This is a genomic window from Micropruina sp. (genome assembly GCF_027492755.1).
In the GTDB taxonomy this organism is placed as follows: domain Bacteria; phylum Actinomycetota; class Actinomycetes; order Propionibacteriales; family Propionibacteriaceae; genus Micropruina.
The window spans coordinates 1-14,782 of the sequence record NZ_JAPUED010000207.1; the positions used below are offsets into that span (position 1 = coordinate 1).

The following is a 14,782-nucleotide window of genomic DNA, read 5'->3' on the forward strand; positions in this document are numbered from 1 at the left end:
TGACGGCGTCGCGCATCGCGATCACCGAACCGACGGTCGCGCCCTTGCCGAGGTGTACGTCCGGCATCACCCGGACGCGGTCCACCCACGGCAGCCGCGAGATGTTCCGCAACTGGTCGAGCGCGGCCGGCTCGATGTCGTGCGGATGTGCCCACATCAAGGTGTTGTCGTTCGCCGCGCCGGGCAACGCGACGGGGAACTCGTTCATGGCATTTCTACTTTCTGATCTGGAGATTGATGGTCGTGCGCGGGCACGAAAAAGCCGCCCGACCCGGCAGGCGAGTGGGCGGCTTGACGTCCGATCCGGACGCGCGGAGCAAACTTCTCCGCGGTCAGATCGGGGGCCCACTTCTGCCTGGCCGGCTGCCTTCGAAACCGAAATCGCGGCGGCCATAGGCATGCCGCGATCCGGCGATCGGCAGCGTGCGCTGCAGTCGCTTGATCGCGTTGTCCAGGCCGAACATGTGAGTCCCTCTCGTCGTGAGGCCAGCCTTGCAGGCTATCGGGGAGTGTTGTCCTCACGCAAATCGACGGTGAGCGGAATGACGTCCAGATAAACCCGGTAGCGCCGTGCCTCCGAGGGCCGTTCGCGGTTCTTGGCGGACGCGGAATAGCGCTCGATCAACTCCAGCAACTCGGTGGTGAGGGCGTCGGCCTCTTCGGTGGTCAGCTCCATCGTCGAGGTGGAGAGCTGGCCGGTGCCGTCGCCGAGTTCTGCATCGAGGTGCTCGAACCAGGCGGTCAGGGTCGCCGTGCGTTCGGCGATCACCTGGCCGATCACCGCACCCACCATCGGTTCGGTGGCGGGATCGTGCAACAGTTCCGGATCGGTCAACCGGAAACCAACCGGACGCCACCAGCGCTCGCGGCCACCGGCGTGACCCGGGTCGTCCTCGACGAAGCCGTGCCGCTCCAGCTGGCGCAGGTGATAGCTGGTCTGTCCGCTGCTCTCACCGAGCGCGCGGGCGAGCTGACTGGCCGTGGCGGGACCGCGTCGCTGCAGCTCGGCGTACAGGCTCATCCGCAGCGGGTGGGCGAATGCCTTGAGCGCCTCGGAGCCGAGGATGCGATCCTCCGATGCAGCTGAGTCCTTGCCTTCTGACATATGCAGAGATACCTTTGCATAGAATCCTTTGCAGAGTTACCTCTGCATCGATTGTCATCGTAGTAGAAGGAGATCGAGCGATGGCTGAGCATGAGTCGGGGCGTCGCACCTCGGGGCTGGGGGCTGGCTTCCGGGCGCAGCTGGCCTCCACCGGCCTGGCGAATCTGGGCGACGGCATCCTGGGCATGCTGGCTCCCTTGGTAGCGCTCACGTTGACCGCCTCGCCTGCCCAGATCTCGCTGTTGACGGCGGCCACGTGGGCGCCGTGGCTGCTGTTCGGGCTGGCCGCCGGGGTGGTGATCGATCGGGTCGATCGACGACGGGCCCAGGTGCTCGCATTGGTCACGCGTGCGGTCGTACTGGCGGCGGCCGCGTTGCTCAGCCTGTCCGGACGACTCACCATGCCGTTGCTGCTCGCCGCCGTGCTGCTCTACGGCGTGACCGAGGTCTTCGCCGACCTCGGCGCCAACTCGATCCTGCCCGACCTGGTGCCGTCCGATCGCCTGCCCGCGGCGAACGGACGGGTGCTGGGGGTCCAGCAGGTCGCCAACGCCTTTCTCGGCTCGCCCCTGGCCGGAGTGCTGATCGTTCTGGGCGCCGGGGTGGGCTTCGGGGCGTCGGCTGCGCTCGCCGCCCTGGCCGCCATCGTCCTGGCGGTCGGGCTTCGGGGGCGGTTCCGTCCCGCCACTCAGACCGCCTCCCGGCCGCTCGCGGACGTGCGCGAGGGCCTGGCGTTCCTGGTCCGGCACCCGGTGATCCGACCGCTGGTGATCACCTCGAGCGTGATGAATCTGGCCAACACCGCCTACTTCGCCGTCTTCGTGCTCTGGGCGGTGGGGCCAGACTCAGCGATCGGGTTGACCGCGGCGCAGTATCCGTTGCTGACCCTCGGGCTCGCCCTCGGTGCGGTGGCCGGCTCGCTGCTCGCCGACCGACTGCAGCGGCGCTTCGGCGAGACGCGCACCATCATCGCCGCGTTGCTGGCCGACGGCCTGCTGATGCTGGTGCCTGTGCTGTGGCCCAACGGCTGGGCGGTCGCCGCAGCCTTCGCCCTGGTCGGGCTCGCCAACACCGCCGGCAATGTGCTCACCCAGTCGCTGCGCCAGCGACTGGTGCCGAGCGCACTGCTCGGACGGGTGGGCGGCGCCGGCCGCACGCTCGCCTACGGGCTGATGCCGCTCGGCGCGGTGCTGGGCGGGCTGATCGCCGAGCGGTTCGGCCTGGCCGTCACCTTCTATGCCTCGGTGGGGCTGTTCCTGGCGGCCTGCGGGTACCTGGCGGTGTCGCTGCGGACGGCGCCCGTTCAACCGGCGGGGGGCCCGCCACCGTTCGGGTCAGCACCTCGGCGTAGCCCTCGACGCTCTGCGCGCCGGCGGTGGCGAAGCGTCGTCCGTACACGGTGAACGGGACGCCGGTGGCACCCAGCGCGCGTCCCTCGTCCTCATCGGCCCGGACGGCGTCGGCGTGGGCATCACCCTCCAGCACCGCCCGGACGCCGTCGGCGTCCAGGCCGAGCGCCACCGCCGTCGCCGTCAACTGCTCGGTGTCGAACGGGTTCAGCGTGCCGGCGAAGTAGCCGTCCTGGACGGCGCCGAACAGCGCGGTGCCCAGGCCCTGCTCGGCGGCGTAGTGCTGCAACCGGTGCACGTCGAAGGTGTTGGCGGTGTCCCGGTCGGTGGAATAGGGCAGGCCGTCCGCGGCGGCCAGGGCCTGCACCCGGGCTTCCATGGCCTGCACCTGCGGCGGTGCCCCACCGTACTTTCGAGCGAGATGGTCGAGGATCGGCTCCGGTTCGCCGGCCGCGTGCGGATCGAGTTCGTAGGAGCGCAGCCGCACCTCGAAGCGATCTGCGTCCGGCCGCTGGGCGATCGCGGTCTCCAGCCGATGCTTGCCGAGGTAGCACCAGGGGCAGCCCAGATCGCTCCACAACTCGATGACCACCGGTTCGTTCTCGCCTGTCATGCCTACCCCTTCCTCGCGCGGTCGGCCGTCGACCGCCCTCTCACTGGGCACAACCCGCCGATCGGCCGGAACATTTCCTCGCCGGCCAGTAACGTTCGGCGAGGACGGAAAGATGCGAGGAGGTGGGGCGGTGATTCAGGAGCAGGTGCCGGTCTGGGTGGTCGGCGTCGCACTGGTGCTGAGCGTCGTGGTGGCGTGGCTGTTCAGCGCGGTCGCGCACTGGCTGTTGCGCGGACGGGCGCGGCTCGGCCGGTCCACCTCGATCGTGATCTCGATGCTCGGCACCGGCATCGGACTGCTGCTGGTCGGCGCTGTGCTGCCGAACTCCCCGTTGTGGGGGCCGCTGACGATCGCGGTGGCGCTCGGCGTGTCGGTGGCCGGCATCGCCGGCTATGCCGCGGTCGCCGCACATTTCCAGCGTGTCGAGCGCGAGGGCTTGGCCGAACTGGTCCGGTCGGGGGAGTCGTCCCGGGTCGAGTTCAAGTCGACCGCCCGGGTCAACCTGCACACCGGTAAGCGCGACGACCGGATGGAACTGGTCGTCGCCAAGACCGTGTGTGCCTTCCTCAACGCTGATGGCGGCACCCTGGTGATCGGTGTGGACGACTTCGGCAAACCGCTCGGACTTGACGCCGACTTCGCGACCCTGAAAGCCCCGGACGCCGACCGCTTCGAGTTGTGGCTGCGCGACCACCTGACCGTCAGCCTGGGCCAGAACGCGGCGGCCCTGGTCGAGGTCGACTTCGCCACGCTGGGGTCCACTGAAGAGCCGACAGCCGAAAGCGACACCGGGAGTGAGCTGCTGGCGTGCCGGCTCAGCTGCCGCCCGTCGCCGCGTCCGGTCTACCTGCGTCCGGGGCGCAACGCCGCGCCGGAACTGTGGGTGCGGACGGGCAACTCGACCCGCCAACTCGGCGTCGACGAAGCCACCGAGTATGTGATGCACCGCTGGCCGCTAAACCTGGGCTCCACGATCGCGGCGCAGTTCCGCGCCGCCGTCCGATTCTCCGAGGAGCGCTGACCTCTCGCACCCTGTGACTTCGCACTCCGGGGGACGGTTCTTCCGCGTTCGAAAATCGCACGCGAAAGAACCGTCCCCACGCATGCGTCGGCCCCGCCCGAGCGGATCGGACGGGGCCTGGCGTGATGAGCAGAAGATCAGCTGAGCGCCTTGGCCTTCAGCTTGTCGTACTCGGGCTGGCTGATCGTGCCGGCGTCGAGCAGGGCCTTGGCCCGGGCGATCTCGTCGGACGGGCTACCGGCCACCGAGCGGATGTAATCGTCGGCGGCGGCCTTGTTCTGCTGGGCCTGGGCGGCGGCCCGCTCAGCCATTCCGCCACCGCGGACGATCAGGTAGACCAGCGCGGTGAGCAGCGGGAAGAAGACCAGGCAGATGACCCAGACCGCTTTGAGGCCGCCGCTCAGCGATCGGTCGCGCAGCACGTCACCGATGATCGAGAACAGTGCGAACAGGTAGGAGATGAAGATGATGAGGGTCAGCACATACCAGACGGTGCTGCCCAGGTTGGACCAAAATTCAGGCATTTTTGTATCTTTCGACGGGGTTTCGCCGAGGTTGGCGAACACTCTGGACAGCCTAGCCAGGCGGCATGGTAAAACGTGGTCGAATCATGCCGAAACGCGGCGTGGAACGGAGTGGACATGGCGGCTCAGCACAAGCAGGTGCGCGCAGCCTGGTATCGCCGGCGCCTCTCCGTCACGGCACCCACGGCGCCCACGGTCGATCCCGCCGCCGACAGGCCGACGGCACTGGCCCGGTTGGCCGAACTGACCGGGCTCGACGCCGGCATTCCTCAGGCGACACGCACCCGGCTGCTCGAACCGAGCGTGGAAGCACCGGTCACCATCGTCGTCTGGCACGGATTCACCAACGCGCCCTCCCAGTTCATCGCGGTGGCCGAACGGCTGCGCGACGCGGGCTACCGCGTCCTGCTGCCGCGGATGCCCCACCACGGCCTGCCCGACCTGCTCAACCGTGAGTTGGCGAGCCTCACCGAAGCCGAACTCGTCGGCCACGTCGACACCTGCATCGACATCGCCGCCGGATTGGGCGACGAGGTGTGGGTGGCGGGCCTGTCGGCCGGCGGCATCATGGCGGCCTGGGCGGCAGCGACCCGACCCGAGGTGAGCCGCGCACTGTTGGCGGCTCCGCTGGTGGCCCCGAAAGGGTTCCCGATGCCCGCGGTGCGGCTGTGCGTGAAGTACCCGCGGATCGTGCCGAGCTATTACATGTGGTGGGATCCACGGGTCAAGGACGCGATGCCGGACAACAGCCCCTACGCCTACCCCGGGTTTCCGCTGCCCGGCGTGATGCCGTTCCTGCACCTGTCGGAATCACTGTTCGACGGCTCGGTCCCGGTCGGCCACCAGCTCGAGCGGGTGGTGCTGGTCACCAACCCCAGCGATCTCGCCGTCCGGCAGGACGCCGCGGTCGCCTTCGCCGACCGGGTCTTCGGTGCCGCGGCGGACTACCTCGGTCACGCCACCATCGACCCCGAACTGCACTGGACGCATGACTTCGTCGATCCGTGGTCGCCGGCCGGCGGCAGCACCGATCAGGTGGTCGCGCTGCTGCTGGCAGGGCTGGGTGTCGGCGAGGCGACTGCGGGCGGCGTGCTGGTGCCGCCGCTGGTCACCCCTGGTTGAACCGGCGGAACTTCTTCTCGCCCTTGCCCTGGCCCTTGCGGGGCTTCCAGCCGGAGTCACGATCCCGGTCGCGCGAGCGCGGGGACGCCGGTGCCAGTTCGATCAGCTTGCCGGAGATCCGGGTGTCGCGCAGTGCCTCCCAGGTCTCGCGGGGCAGCGAGGCCGGCAGTTCGACCAACGAATGGTCGGCGCGGATGTCGATGTGTCCGAAGTCGGAGCGCCGCAAACCACCCTCGTTGGCCAGCGCGCCGACGATGTGCCGCGGCGTGATCCGCTGCCGCTTGCCGACCGCGATCCGGTAGGTGGCCAGCGGCGGGCCTTCACGACGCGGACGGGGGCCGCCGTCAGAGAGCTCGCGGGGCCGGCGGTCGGGTCGCACCTCGGGGTCAGGCTCCAGCAGCAGCGGCGACTCACCCTGAGCCTGCAACGCGAGTGCGGCGGCCACGTCCAGCTCGGGGACGTCGTACTCATTGACGTAGTGCGCCACCACCTGCCGGAACAGGTCCAGCCGGTCCGAGCCGAGTGCGGCTGTGATCGCGTCGTCGAACCGGCTCAGCCGGGTGGCGTTGACGTCGTCGGCGCTGGGAATCGGCATCGGCTCCAGGGTCTGCCCGGTGGCCCGCTGGATGCTGGAGAGCAGATGTCGTTCCCGCGGGGTGACGAACGAGATGGCCTCGCCGCTGCGGCCGGCGCGTCCGGTCCGTCCGATCCGGTGCACGTAGGACTCGGTGTCGGTGGGAATGTCGAAGTTGACCACGTGGCTGATCCGGTCGACGTCCAGGCCACGGGCGGCGACGTCGGTGGCCACCAGGATGTCGAGCTTGCCCGACTTCAACTGCCCGATCGTCCGCTCCCGCTGCGGCTGCGCCATGTCGCCGTTGATCGCGGACGCCGAGAAGCCGCGCGCCTGCAGCTTCTCGGCCAGGGTCTCGGTCTCGTTCTTGGTGCGGACGAAGACGATCATGCCTTCGAAGTTCTCGGTCTCCAGGATGCGGGTGAGCGCGTCCACCTTCTGCGGGTAGGAGACCATCAGGTGCCGGTGCCGGACGTTGGTCGCGGTGCTGGTGCGGCCGCGCAGGATGATCTCTTCCGGGTCGCGCAGGTAGGTGCCGGAGAGCCGCCTGATCGCCGGGGGCATGGTGGCCGAGAACAGGGCCACCTGCTTCTCCGCCGGCGCGGCGGACAGGATCGTCTCGACATCCTCGGCGAAGCCCATGCTGAGCATCTCGTCGGCCTCGTCGAGCACCAGCAGCCGCAGCTCGGAAAGATCGAGGGTGCCCTTGTCGAGGTGGTCCATGATCCGGCCCGGGGTGCCGACCACCACCTGGACGCCGCGCGCGAGCGCGCTCAGCTGGACGCCGTAGCCCTGGCCGCCGTAGACCGGCAGGACGTGCATGCCGGGCATTCCGGCGGCGTAGGCCTGGAACGCCTCACAGACCTGGACGGCCAACTCGCGGGTCGGTGCCAGCACCAGCGCCTGCGGTGCCCGGCCGCGCTTGGGGTCGACCAACTGAAGGGCCGGCAGCGCGAACGCCGCGGTCTTGCCGGTGCCGGTCTGAGCCAGGCCGACGACGTCCTTGCCGCTCAGCAGCACCGGGATGGTCGCCGCCTGGATCGGAGTGGGGCTCTCGTAGCCGAGTTGGCGCAGCGTGCGGAGCAGCCGGTCGTCGAGACCGAGGTCGGCGAAGTCGGGTGCGGACTCGTCGGAGGTTGATTCTGTGGTGGCCACCCCCTGACCGTAGTGGGTCGGGCCCCGAACCTCCGACTTTCGGGACCCTTCTACACTGATCGACATGCTCGCTCGTTCCCTGCTGACCGGTGCCGCCGTCGGCCTCGTGGCGCTGTCCGGCTGCAGTCAGGCCGGACTCAGCGTCGACGATGCCTACAAGGTCGGCTGTCCCGCACTGGACGCCGCGGCCGCGTCCGGGTCAGCGGTAGGGAAGGTCGTATTGAGCAGCCTGGAGCAATTGCGTGACTCGGGCTCGGTGACGGGGGAGAGCAGGCAGTGGCTCGACGTCACCGTCGACTTCCTGGCCAACCCCGAGAAGGTTAGCGACGAGAACAAGAAGATGATCCGCGACGGTTGCGCCGCGCACGGTTACAAGCTGCAGAACTTCGGCTGAGCCCGTCGTCGAAACCGTTCCGTCGGTCGAGCCTCAGGCCTTCCAGAAACCCGAGAAGGTGATCCGCTCCTTGGCCAGCCCGGCGCGCTGCAGCCGCCGGCGTCCCTCGGTGGCCAGGGTCGATTCGCCCACTACGAACGCGTAGGACGCCGGACAGGCCACCTCGACCGCTTCGAGTGCGCGCAGGGCGGCGACGCCGGCGTGGGTGCCGGGCTCGTCGCGGGGCATCCACCGGATGTTCACGCCTTCGGGTGCTTCCACCGGCAGCACGTCCTCGTGCGCGGGCACTTCGATGATCGCGGTGCCTACAGCGTCAGCGGGCAGATCGCGCAGGATGCCCCGCAGCGCGGGCAGGCCGCTCTCGTCCGCGACCAGCAGGTAGTTCGTGGTGTCGCCGGGCGGGTCGAACAGCACGCCCTGGTCGAGCAGGGCCACCGGGCTGCCGGGCACCGCCGACACCGCCCAGGACGCCACTCGGGCCAGCTTTCCCTGGTGCCAGTGCAGCACCACGTCGATGTCCAGCTCGGCCCGACCGTCGAATCGGCGGTAGCCGGCGACGGTGTAGTTGCTGCAGTGCGGTCGCTGCTCCTCGGGGATCGCGAGATACGACTTCCACCAGAGCCGTCCGCGGACCTCCGGCAGGCGGAGCCCACCGTCGCTGGCCACCGGGAAGAAGAGCCGGAACCAGTGGTCGAGCCCGCGCCAGTCGAACTCGGCGAGGTCGGCCGATTCGAGGGTGATCCGCTGGAACGACGGAGACACCCGTCGAGTCCCTGCGACGCGGGCATGGAACATGCGCGGATTGGCGGGCATCAGCCGCGGAAAGTCGCTCACAACCCCTCGCTCAAAAGTTAGGTTAGCCTCACCATACTTGGCGGTCCGAAGTGTCGTCGACGCCGTTCACCACGCGGTGCCCTGGCAGGCGTCCGAACCGGACGGCTCCACCTGCAGAGTGGCGTGGTCGATGCCGAAACCCTCGCGCAGCACGGTGCTCGCCGCGACCAGAACCTCCGCGGCGTCGGCGTCCTCGGCGCTGACCAGGTGCGCGGTGGCGACGTTCATGCCCGAGGTCAGCGTCCAGAGGTGCAGGTCATGGACCTCGATGACGCCCGGGACGCCGGCCAGCCGGAGCTTGGCGTCGTCCGGATCGATTCCGGGCGGCGCGGACTGGCCGAGCACCCCGATCACCTCGCGTCCCAGTCGCACGGCCCGGACGCCGACGAACACGGCCAGCGCGAGCGCCAGGATCGGGTCCCACAGCGGCGACCCGGTCAACCAGGTGCCCAGCCCGGCCAGCAGCACACCGACCGAGCCGAGTGCGTCGGCCAGCACCTCCAGATAGGCGCCCTTCACGTTGAGGTTCTCGGTCGAGCCGCCGCGCAGCAGTGTCAGCGCGATCAGGTTGACCACCAGCCCGACGACGCCCACCACCGCCAGCACGCCGGCGGGCACGCTCACCGGGCTGCCGATCCGCTCCACCGCATTGATCAGCACATAGCCGCAGACGACCAGCATCAACAGAACGCTCAAGCCGGCAGCGAAGATCTCGGCCCGGTAGCGGCCGTAGGTGCGGCGTCCGGTGCGGTCGGGCCTGGTCGCCCAATGGGAGGCGGTCAGCGCGACGGTCAGCCCCACCGTGTCGGCGGCCATATGGCCGGCGTCGGAGAGGACGCTCAGCGCGCCCGACCAGATGCCGACGGCCAGTTCCAGCACGAAGAAGGCACCGGTGAGTGCCAGCGCCACCTGGAGTCGCCAGCGATGCACGGCACCGGTGTGGCCGTGCTGATGAGTGTGTCCGGACATGCACACCTCCTGTCGGGGATCAGCTTAAGCCCGTCCGCATATTGTGCGCGCTGAGCCTTGCGTAAATACCGGCGGAGGTGTGGATGTATCAGCCGCGGCGGTGGCCGCTCATGGCAAGGGAACAGCCTCTCTCCAGGAGTGATCTCAATGACGTTACCGATGCACTCATCCGTCCTGCTGCGTGGCGGCATCCTGCTCGGGGCGCTGCTTTCGCTGGCGATTCTGCTGTTCGGCCTACCCTCCTGATCCCCGTTGCCGCCCAAGCGGCCCACTGTGGGATTGTGAGGTTTTGGTGTGGATTTGTAGGCACACCCCTCGTCGGTTGCGTGAGCCCATGCGATACTGAAGGTATGCACCGCACGGCGCAGAAGCCGTTGTCAGCGGGGCATACCAGGTTCACCGGCCCGATGCAGTGCCTCATCCACGGGAACGCTGCGTCGACCGACATCGGTGCGCACGCGCACCCCCGAGTGAGAGGGACCAATCGATGAAACGCCTACTCAACGACGGCTACGACGCTGTCGAGGAGCTGCTCGACGGCTACGTGAAAGCCCACGGCGACGTGGTGAAACTGGCCGACAATGAGCGCGTCGTCGTCCGCACCGAGCTGAGCGCCGAGCCCAAGGTCGGCATCATCTTCGGCGGCGGCAGCGGGCACGAGCCGCTGTTCCTCGGCTACGTCGGCCCCGGCTTGGCGGACGCCGCGGTGATCGGCAACGTGAACACCTCGCCCGATCCGATGGCCTGCTACGACGCGGTGACCGCGGTCGATCAGGGCAAGGGCTGCCTGTACCTGTACGGCAACTACCAGGGCGACGTGCTGAACTTCGACATGGGTGCCGAGATGGCCGCCGAGGACGGCGTCCGGGTCGAGACGGTGCTGGTCACCGACGACGTCTACTCGGCCAAGGACAAGGCCGACCGACGCGGCGTCGCCGGCGACGTGATCGTGCTGATGGCCGCCTGTGCGGTGGCCAACACCGGCGCTGATCTGGACGCTGTGAAGGCCGCGGCCGAGAAGGCCAACGACAACACCTACTCGATGGGTGTCGCGCTGTCGTCGTCCACGCTGCCGGTCACCGGCAAACCGATCTTCGACATCGGCGCCGACGAGATGGAGGTCGGCATGGGCATCCACGGCGAGCCGGGCATCGAACGCAAGAAGATCGCATCCGCCGACTCGGTGATGGACGAGATCCTCGACATCGTGCTGCCCGACATGGACCTGAAGGCCGGCGAAGAGGTGGCGGTGCTGATCAACGGCCTCGGCGGCCTGCCCCTGATGGACCAGTACATCTGCTACCGCCGGGTGCACGACGTGCTCAGCTCAAAGGGTGTTTCGATCGCGAAGTCGATGGTGGGCAACTACGCCACCAGCATGGACATGATCGGGATGGGCGTGACCCTGGTCCGGCTGGACGACGAGCTCAAGGGCTGGCTGAACGGCTCCTTCGACACCCCCTACCTGAAGCAGTGAGGGCGGTCGTCAATGGCTGACTTCGATCGCGACTACTTCGTCGCCGCCTTCCGCCGGATGGCGGAGACCGCCGAGATCAACCGCGACGAGTGGACGAAGCTCGACGGCGACATCGGCGACGGCGACCACGGCATCAACATGAGCATCGGCTTCCGGGAGGTGGTCAAGCAGCTCGACGCGTTGCCCGACGACACCGACGTGGCGGGACTGTTCAAGCTGGTCGGCATGACCCTGCTGCGCAAGGTGGGCGGGGCGTCCGGGCCGTTGTACGGCAGCTTCTTCATGAAGGCCGGAGCCGAGGTGGCGGGCCAGTCGGAGGTGTCCTTCGACGACGTCCGTCGCATGCTGCGGGCCGGGGTGACCTCGATCCAGCAGCGCGGCAAGGCCCAGCTGGGCGACAAGACGATGCTGGACAGCTACCTGCCCGGCCTCGACGTGCTGGAGGCCGCGGACGCCGGCGATCCCGGTGCGGCGCTCGACGCCTTCGTGGCACGGATGCGGCAGGGTTCTGACGACACCATTCCGCTGGTCGCCAAGAAGGGCCGGGCGATGCGGCTGGGCGAGCGCTCCGTCGGCCATCGCGACCCCGGTTCGCAGTCGTCCTGGCAGCTGATGAACTGTCTGCTCGAGGAATACAACGCCCGCTGACCACCCGTTGATCGAGCTGGTCGAGATCCCGGCGCTCGCCACCCCGGCGGACGCCGGGATCTCGTTGTCAACGGCTCAGACGTTTGCGTTCAGCCGCCACTGGCCGGAGTCGCCGCCGCTGTTCATGTACCGGACGCCGGAGAGCTTGGCGCCGCTGGGAACGTCGAACACGATCCAGCCCTTGGCGCACTGGCCCGGCTTGTACAGCCGTCCGCTGCCGTTGGGATAGACGGGTGCCGGCTCGGCTGTGCCGTGGGTGGTGCTGGCCGGGTATTCCTCGCTGTCGGGTCCGAGCAGCACCCAGGTGTCCCAGCTGAGCTCGATCCCTGCGGCGGCCGCAACGTTGCAGCTCTTGACCATCACCAGCACCTGATTGCCGCGATGGCCGGAGACCTTCGCCCGCTTGCTGTCGAGGACGGTGAGGGTCACCTCGCCACCGAGGTCGAGCACCTCGCCCGGAGCACGGAAGGCACCCGCGGAACCGGCGGCCGAAGTGCTGGGCGAGGGTGTGGCATTGGGGTCCGGCTCTGGGGGTGCCGACTCGCTCGGTTGTGGAGTACCGGACTGTCCGCTGGGTTCGGGGGAGGGTGAGGACGAATCATCAGGATCGGGCGACTCAGCACTGCTGGGGGAGGGGGACACCGACTCGCTGACGCTGGGTGTTTCCGCCGGTGTGGCTGCCGTCGTGGCATTGGGCTGCCCGATCGTGCAGGCACTCAGAACCAGCAAGGACAGCAGCGTCAGCAGGCGTTTCATGGCCGCACCCTACTTGCGTCCGTTGTCGAGGTGCCAGGGTGCTCCGTCGAGCGTTTGGAGAGATCCCGGCGCTAAGGCTGTGACAGCGCCGGCTCAAACGTTGGGGGACGGTTCTCCCGCGTGCGATTCTCGAACGCGCAGGGACGGTTCTTCGCCGTGCGAATTTCGCATGCGGAAGAACCGTCCCCCGACGTTCGAGATCCTGGCTATCGCCGGGACGACGAGGGCTGCCTCAGCAGCGGACCTTCCAGGAGCGGACCGGGGTCGGCTCACCATAGTTGCGGCAGGGCTCCAAGCCGCGCTTGGCGAGGCCCGCCTGTATCTTGCGCAGGGCGTCCACCGAGAAGCCGTGCCACTGCATGTGCATCAGCACGGTGTCGCCGGCCCGCGCAGTCCTGGTCACGTACTTCACCAGGTAGGCCTCCGAGTAGCCGTGCCAGTCATTGGTGTCCACCGTCCACAGCCAGATCTTCATGCCCTTGGCCGCGTAGGCCCGGGCCACAGTGTTGTTCCAACCGCCGAACGGGGGCCGGCCGTAGCGGGACTGCACGCCGGGCAGGCCCAACTGGCTCAGCACGCCCGAGTAGCTCAGCCTGGTGAGCAGCGGATGAGTGTTCGAATGGTTGAAGACGTAGTGGCCCTGGCTGCGGGCGAACTTCGCGTCGAACCGCTTGCTGTGAATACACGAACCGGTGGGGAAGAGCATCAGGCCGATGCCCAGCTGGGCTGCGCCGGTCAGCACCGTGCGCTCCTCGGCGAGAGTCCGTGGGCAGTCGTCGAAGGTCAACGCGACGCGGGCTGTGAGGTTGGGCCCGTAACGATACGAGTAGCCCTTCCGGTGCGGAGGCTTCGCCACCTTGGGCGGCTTGTTCGTGCCTTGGCCACTCGGCGGCTTGGCAGGGTTGCCGGGGCCGGACTCGCCTTTACCCGGGCCGCCGGGAGGCGTCACCTGGGTGGTACCAGTGCTGCCCGGAGCGCCGCCGCGAACCGTCGGGGCCGTGGCAGTGGTGGGATTGCCGGCGTACTGACACCCGGCAAGCGCCATGCCGGCGGCAACCATCAGGCAGGCGAGGCGGACGGGCCATGTACCCGAAGTCTTCCGGCTCAAGACAGTGCCGCCTTCACCAGTGCGGCGGCGGTCTTACCGTCACCCCGGCCGGCGATCCGGGGCGTCACGCCCTTCATCACCTGGCCCATCTGGCGCATGGTCGGCGCCGCACCGAGTGCGGATGCCACCGCGGCGACCTCCTCGTCGACGATCGCCGCCAGTTCGTCGTCGGTGAGCTGTTGCGGCAGGAAGTCGGCCAGGATGGCCGCCTCGGCGAGTTCCTTCTCGGCCAGTTCGGGACGGCCGCCACCGGTGTAGGCCTCCGCAGAGTCCTTGCGCTTGGACACCTCGCGGGCCAACACGGCCTGCTCCTCGGCCTCGCTGAGTTCGCGGGCGGACTTGCCGGCCACCTCCTCGTTCGCGATCGCGGCGAGGGCCATCCGGACGGTCGACTTGCGAAGTTCGTCGTGGGCCTTCATTGCCGCCACCAATTCCTGCTTGAGGCGGTCCTTGCTCGCTGCCATCGCGATATGTCCTTTCTTGGGGGGTGCCGGGGTCATTCTGCCACTGGCATAAAATCCCCCAATGACGGTGCGCCTGTTCGCGGCAGTGGTTCCGCCCGCCCCGGTGCTCGGTGCGCTGGAGGTGTTCGTGGAACCACGACGATACGCCGATCCCGACCTGCGCTGGGTGCGTGCCGACAGTTGGCACCTCACCCTCGCCTTCTTCGGCGATGTCACCCACGACCGCCTCGAGCCGCTCACCGAAGCACTGGACGACGTCCGCGGCGCCCCGTTCCGGCTCACCCTGGACGGCGCGGGCGCCTTCCCCGATCCGGCCGCCGGACGCGTGCTGTTCCAGGCGGTCAGTGACGGATCGGCCGAGTTCTCTGCGCTGTCCCGCCGCGTCCGGACGGCGGCGGATCGCGTCGGCGTGCCGTCCGACAACGCCAAACACCGGCCGCACCTGACGCTGGCCCGACGCCGCAGGCCCGGCGAGCTGAGCCGCTGGCTACGCATCGTCGACAGTTTCCCGCCGGCCGCCTTCGAGGTCGGCTCGTTCGCGCTGATCCAGTCGGAACTGCGCCCCTCCGGTGCGCACTACCGGGTGCTGCACAGCTTCGAACTGGACGCACGTCCGGACTCCGAGTGAAGCCGGCAACCCCGCGCCGCGTCGGTACGCTGGCCGGGTTG

17 protein-coding genes and 1 pseudogene are annotated in these 14,782 nt (G+C 68.7%); 7 read left to right on the forward strand and 11 right to left on the reverse strand.

What is annotated here, in order from left to right; genetic code table 11:
* The 3 genes from Q0066_RS14275 to Q0066_RS14285 form a co-directional block, all read right to left on the reverse strand.
* On the reverse strand, nucleotides 1–208 hold a 208-nt coding region (locus tag Q0066_RS14275), incomplete at its 3' end, for an RtcB family protein (protein ID WP_298134027.1).
* Between the two features lie 124 nt (nucleotides 209–332).
* Nucleotides 333–464, reverse strand: coding sequence for a hypothetical protein (locus tag Q0066_RS14280; RefSeq protein ID WP_298134029.1), 132 nt, complete (start codon nucleotides 462–464; stop codon nucleotides 333–335).
* Between the two features lie 35 nt (nucleotides 465–499).
* Nucleotides 500–1,105 carry a helix-turn-helix domain-containing protein gene (locus tag Q0066_RS14285; RefSeq protein ID WP_298134031.1) on the reverse strand — a complete coding sequence of 202 codons (606 nt, stop codon included), beginning with the start codon at nucleotides 1,103–1,105 and terminating at the stop codon, nucleotides 500–502.
* 80 nt (nucleotides 1,106–1,185) lie between these two features.
* Between Q0066_RS14285 and Q0066_RS14290 the strand changes: the two genes are divergently transcribed.
* Entirely contained in the window at nucleotides 1,186–2,508 is a 1,323-nt protein-coding gene (locus tag Q0066_RS14290; protein WP_298134033.1) for an MFS transporter, read from the forward strand.
* On the opposite strand, the pseudogene Q0066_RS14295 reads toward Q0066_RS14290, so the two are convergent.
* A pseudogene (locus Q0066_RS14295) lies at nucleotides 2,501–3,067 on the reverse strand (DsbA family oxidoreductase); the annotation flags it as partial. The gene Q0066_RS14290 and the pseudogene Q0066_RS14295 sit on opposite strands and share 8 nt — an antisense overlap.
* Before the next feature lie 130 nt (nucleotides 3,068–3,197).
* Here Q0066_RS14295 and Q0066_RS14300 point away from each other — a divergent pair.
* On the forward strand, nucleotides 3,198–4,088 hold the full coding sequence (locus Q0066_RS14300) for an ATP-binding protein (protein ID WP_298134035.1): 891 nt from the start codon (nucleotides 3,198–3,200) through the stop codon (nucleotides 4,086–4,088).
* 137 nt (nucleotides 4,089–4,225) lie between these two features.
* Here Q0066_RS14300 and Q0066_RS14305 read toward each other — a convergent pair whose 3' ends face one another.
* Nucleotides 4,226–4,612, reverse strand: coding sequence for an SHOCT domain-containing protein (locus Q0066_RS14305; protein ID WP_298134037.1), 387 nt, complete (start codon nucleotides 4,610–4,612; stop codon nucleotides 4,226–4,228).
* A gap of 117 nt (nucleotides 4,613–4,729) precedes the next feature.
* Between Q0066_RS14305 and Q0066_RS14310 the strand changes: the two genes are divergently transcribed.
* On the forward strand, nucleotides 4,730–5,734 hold the full coding sequence (locus Q0066_RS14310) for an alpha/beta hydrolase (RefSeq protein WP_298134039.1): 1,005 nt from the start codon (nucleotides 4,730–4,732) through the stop codon (nucleotides 5,732–5,734).
* Here the strand turns inward: Q0066_RS14310 and Q0066_RS14315 are convergent.
* Complete coding sequence (locus Q0066_RS14315) at nucleotides 5,721–7,463, reverse strand: DEAD/DEAH box helicase (RefSeq protein WP_298134041.1); 1,743 nt, start codon at nucleotides 7,461–7,463, stop codon at nucleotides 5,721–5,723. The genes Q0066_RS14310 and Q0066_RS14315 overlap by 14 nt on opposite strands.
* Nucleotides 7,464–7,527: 64 nt before the next feature.
* On the opposite strand from Q0066_RS14315, the gene Q0066_RS14320 reads away from it, so the two are divergent.
* Nucleotides 7,528–7,857: a hypothetical protein gene (locus Q0066_RS14320; RefSeq protein WP_298134043.1), complete on the forward strand. Its 330-nt coding sequence runs from the start codon at nucleotides 7,528–7,530 to the stop codon at nucleotides 7,855–7,857.
* Between the two features lie 33 nt (nucleotides 7,858–7,890).
* On the opposite strand, the gene Q0066_RS14325 is transcribed toward Q0066_RS14320, so the two are convergent.
* Nucleotides 7,891–8,670 carry a siderophore-interacting protein gene (locus Q0066_RS14325; RefSeq protein WP_366521528.1) on the reverse strand — a complete coding sequence of 260 codons (780 nt, stop codon included), beginning with the start codon at nucleotides 8,668–8,670 and terminating at the stop codon, nucleotides 7,891–7,893.
* A gap of 87 nt (nucleotides 8,671–8,757) precedes the next feature.
* On the reverse strand, nucleotides 8,758–9,660 hold the full coding sequence (locus Q0066_RS14330; protein ID WP_298134044.1) for a cation diffusion facilitator family transporter: 903 nt from the start codon (nucleotides 9,658–9,660) through the stop codon (nucleotides 8,758–8,760).
* Nucleotides 9,661–10,147: 487 nt separating this feature from the next.
* On the opposite strand from Q0066_RS14330, the gene Q0066_RS14335 reads away from it, so the two are divergent.
* Together Q0066_RS14335 and dhaL are read left to right on the forward strand one after the other, a co-directional pair.
* On the forward strand, nucleotides 10,148–11,137 hold the full coding sequence (locus Q0066_RS14335; RefSeq protein WP_298134046.1) for a dihydroxyacetone kinase subunit DhaK: 990 nt from the start codon (nucleotides 10,148–10,150) through the stop codon (nucleotides 11,135–11,137).
* A gap of 12 nt (nucleotides 11,138–11,149) precedes the next feature.
* The gene (gene dhaL / locus Q0066_RS14340; protein ID WP_298134048.1) at nucleotides 11,150–11,785 is read left to right on the forward strand and encodes a dihydroxyacetone kinase subunit DhaL; all 636 of its coding nucleotides are present in this window, start codon (nucleotides 11,150–11,152) and stop codon (nucleotides 11,783–11,785) included.
* A gap of 75 nt (nucleotides 11,786–11,860) precedes the next feature.
* On the opposite strand, the gene Q0066_RS14345 is transcribed toward dhaL, so the two are convergent.
* The 3 genes from Q0066_RS14345 to Q0066_RS14355 form a co-directional block, all read right to left on the reverse strand.
* A complete protein-coding gene (locus tag Q0066_RS14345; RefSeq protein ID WP_298134050.1) occupies nucleotides 11,861–12,541 on the reverse strand; it encodes a hypothetical protein in 681 nt (226 codons plus the stop codon).
* Between the two features lie 232 nt (nucleotides 12,542–12,773).
* On the reverse strand, nucleotides 12,774–13,397 hold the full coding sequence (locus Q0066_RS14350) for a polysaccharide deacetylase family protein (RefSeq protein WP_298134052.1): 624 nt from the start codon (nucleotides 13,395–13,397) through the stop codon (nucleotides 12,774–12,776).
* Between the two features lie 248 nt (nucleotides 13,398–13,645).
* Complete coding sequence (locus Q0066_RS14355) at nucleotides 13,646–14,113, reverse strand: GatB/YqeY domain-containing protein (protein WP_298134054.1); 468 nt, start codon at nucleotides 14,111–14,113, stop codon at nucleotides 13,646–13,648.
* 61 nt (nucleotides 14,114–14,174) lie between these two features.
* Here Q0066_RS14355 and thpR point away from each other — a divergent pair, with 61 nt between their 5' ends.
* Nucleotides 14,175–14,741 carry an RNA 2',3'-cyclic phosphodiesterase gene (gene thpR, locus Q0066_RS14360; RefSeq protein ID WP_298134055.1) on the forward strand — a complete coding sequence of 189 codons (567 nt, stop codon included), beginning with the start codon at nucleotides 14,175–14,177 and terminating at the stop codon, nucleotides 14,739–14,741.
* Nucleotides 14,742–14,782: the final 41 nt, after the last annotated feature.

Excerpts from the sequence above, each read along its gene's own strand:
- dhaL (WP_298134048.1), top strand. The coding sequence starts at position 11,150 with ATGGCTGACTTCGATCGCGACTACTTCGTCGCCGCCTTCCGCCGGATG.
- Q0066_RS14345 (WP_298134050.1), bottom strand. The coding sequence starts at position 12,541 with ATGAAACGCCTGCTGACGCTGCTGTCCTTGCTGGTTCTGAGTGCCTGC.
- Q0066_RS14320 (WP_298134043.1), top strand. The coding sequence starts at position 7,528 with ATGCTCGCTCGTTCCCTGCTGACCGGTGCCGCCGTCGGCCTCGTGGCG.
- Q0066_RS14330 (WP_298134044.1), bottom strand. The coding sequence starts at position 9,660 with ATGTCCGGACACACTCATCAGCACGGCCACACCGGTGCCGTGCATCGC.
- Q0066_RS14290 (WP_298134033.1), top strand. The coding sequence starts at position 1,186 with ATGGCTGAGCATGAGTCGGGGCGTCGCACCTCGGGGCTGGGGGCTGGC.
- Q0066_RS14325 (WP_366521528.1), bottom strand. The coding sequence starts at position 8,670 with ATGCCCGCCAATCCGCGCATGTTCCATGCCCGCGTCGCAGGGACTCGA.
- Q0066_RS14285 (WP_298134031.1), bottom strand. The coding sequence starts at position 1,105 with ATGTCAGAAGGCAAGGACTCAGCTGCATCGGAGGATCGCATCCTCGGC.
- Q0066_RS14335 (WP_298134046.1), top strand. The coding sequence starts at position 10,148 with ATGAAACGCCTACTCAACGACGGCTACGACGCTGTCGAGGAGCTGCTC.
- Q0066_RS14310 (WP_298134039.1), top strand. The coding sequence starts at position 4,730 with ATGGCGGCTCAGCACAAGCAGGTGCGCGCAGCCTGGTATCGCCGGCGC.
- Q0066_RS14355 (WP_298134054.1), bottom strand. The coding sequence starts at position 14,113 with ATGGCAGCGAGCAAGGACCGCCTCAAGCAGGAATTGGTGGCGGCAATG.
- Q0066_RS14305 (WP_298134037.1), bottom strand. The coding sequence starts at position 4,612 with ATGCCTGAATTTTGGTCCAACCTGGGCAGCACCGTCTGGTATGTGCTG.
- Q0066_RS14280 (WP_298134029.1), bottom strand. The coding sequence starts at position 464 with ATGTTCGGCCTGGACAACGCGATCAAGCGACTGCAGCGCACGCTGCCG.
- thpR (WP_298134055.1), top strand. The coding sequence starts at position 14,175 with ATGACGGTGCGCCTGTTCGCGGCAGTGGTTCCGCCCGCCCCGGTGCTC.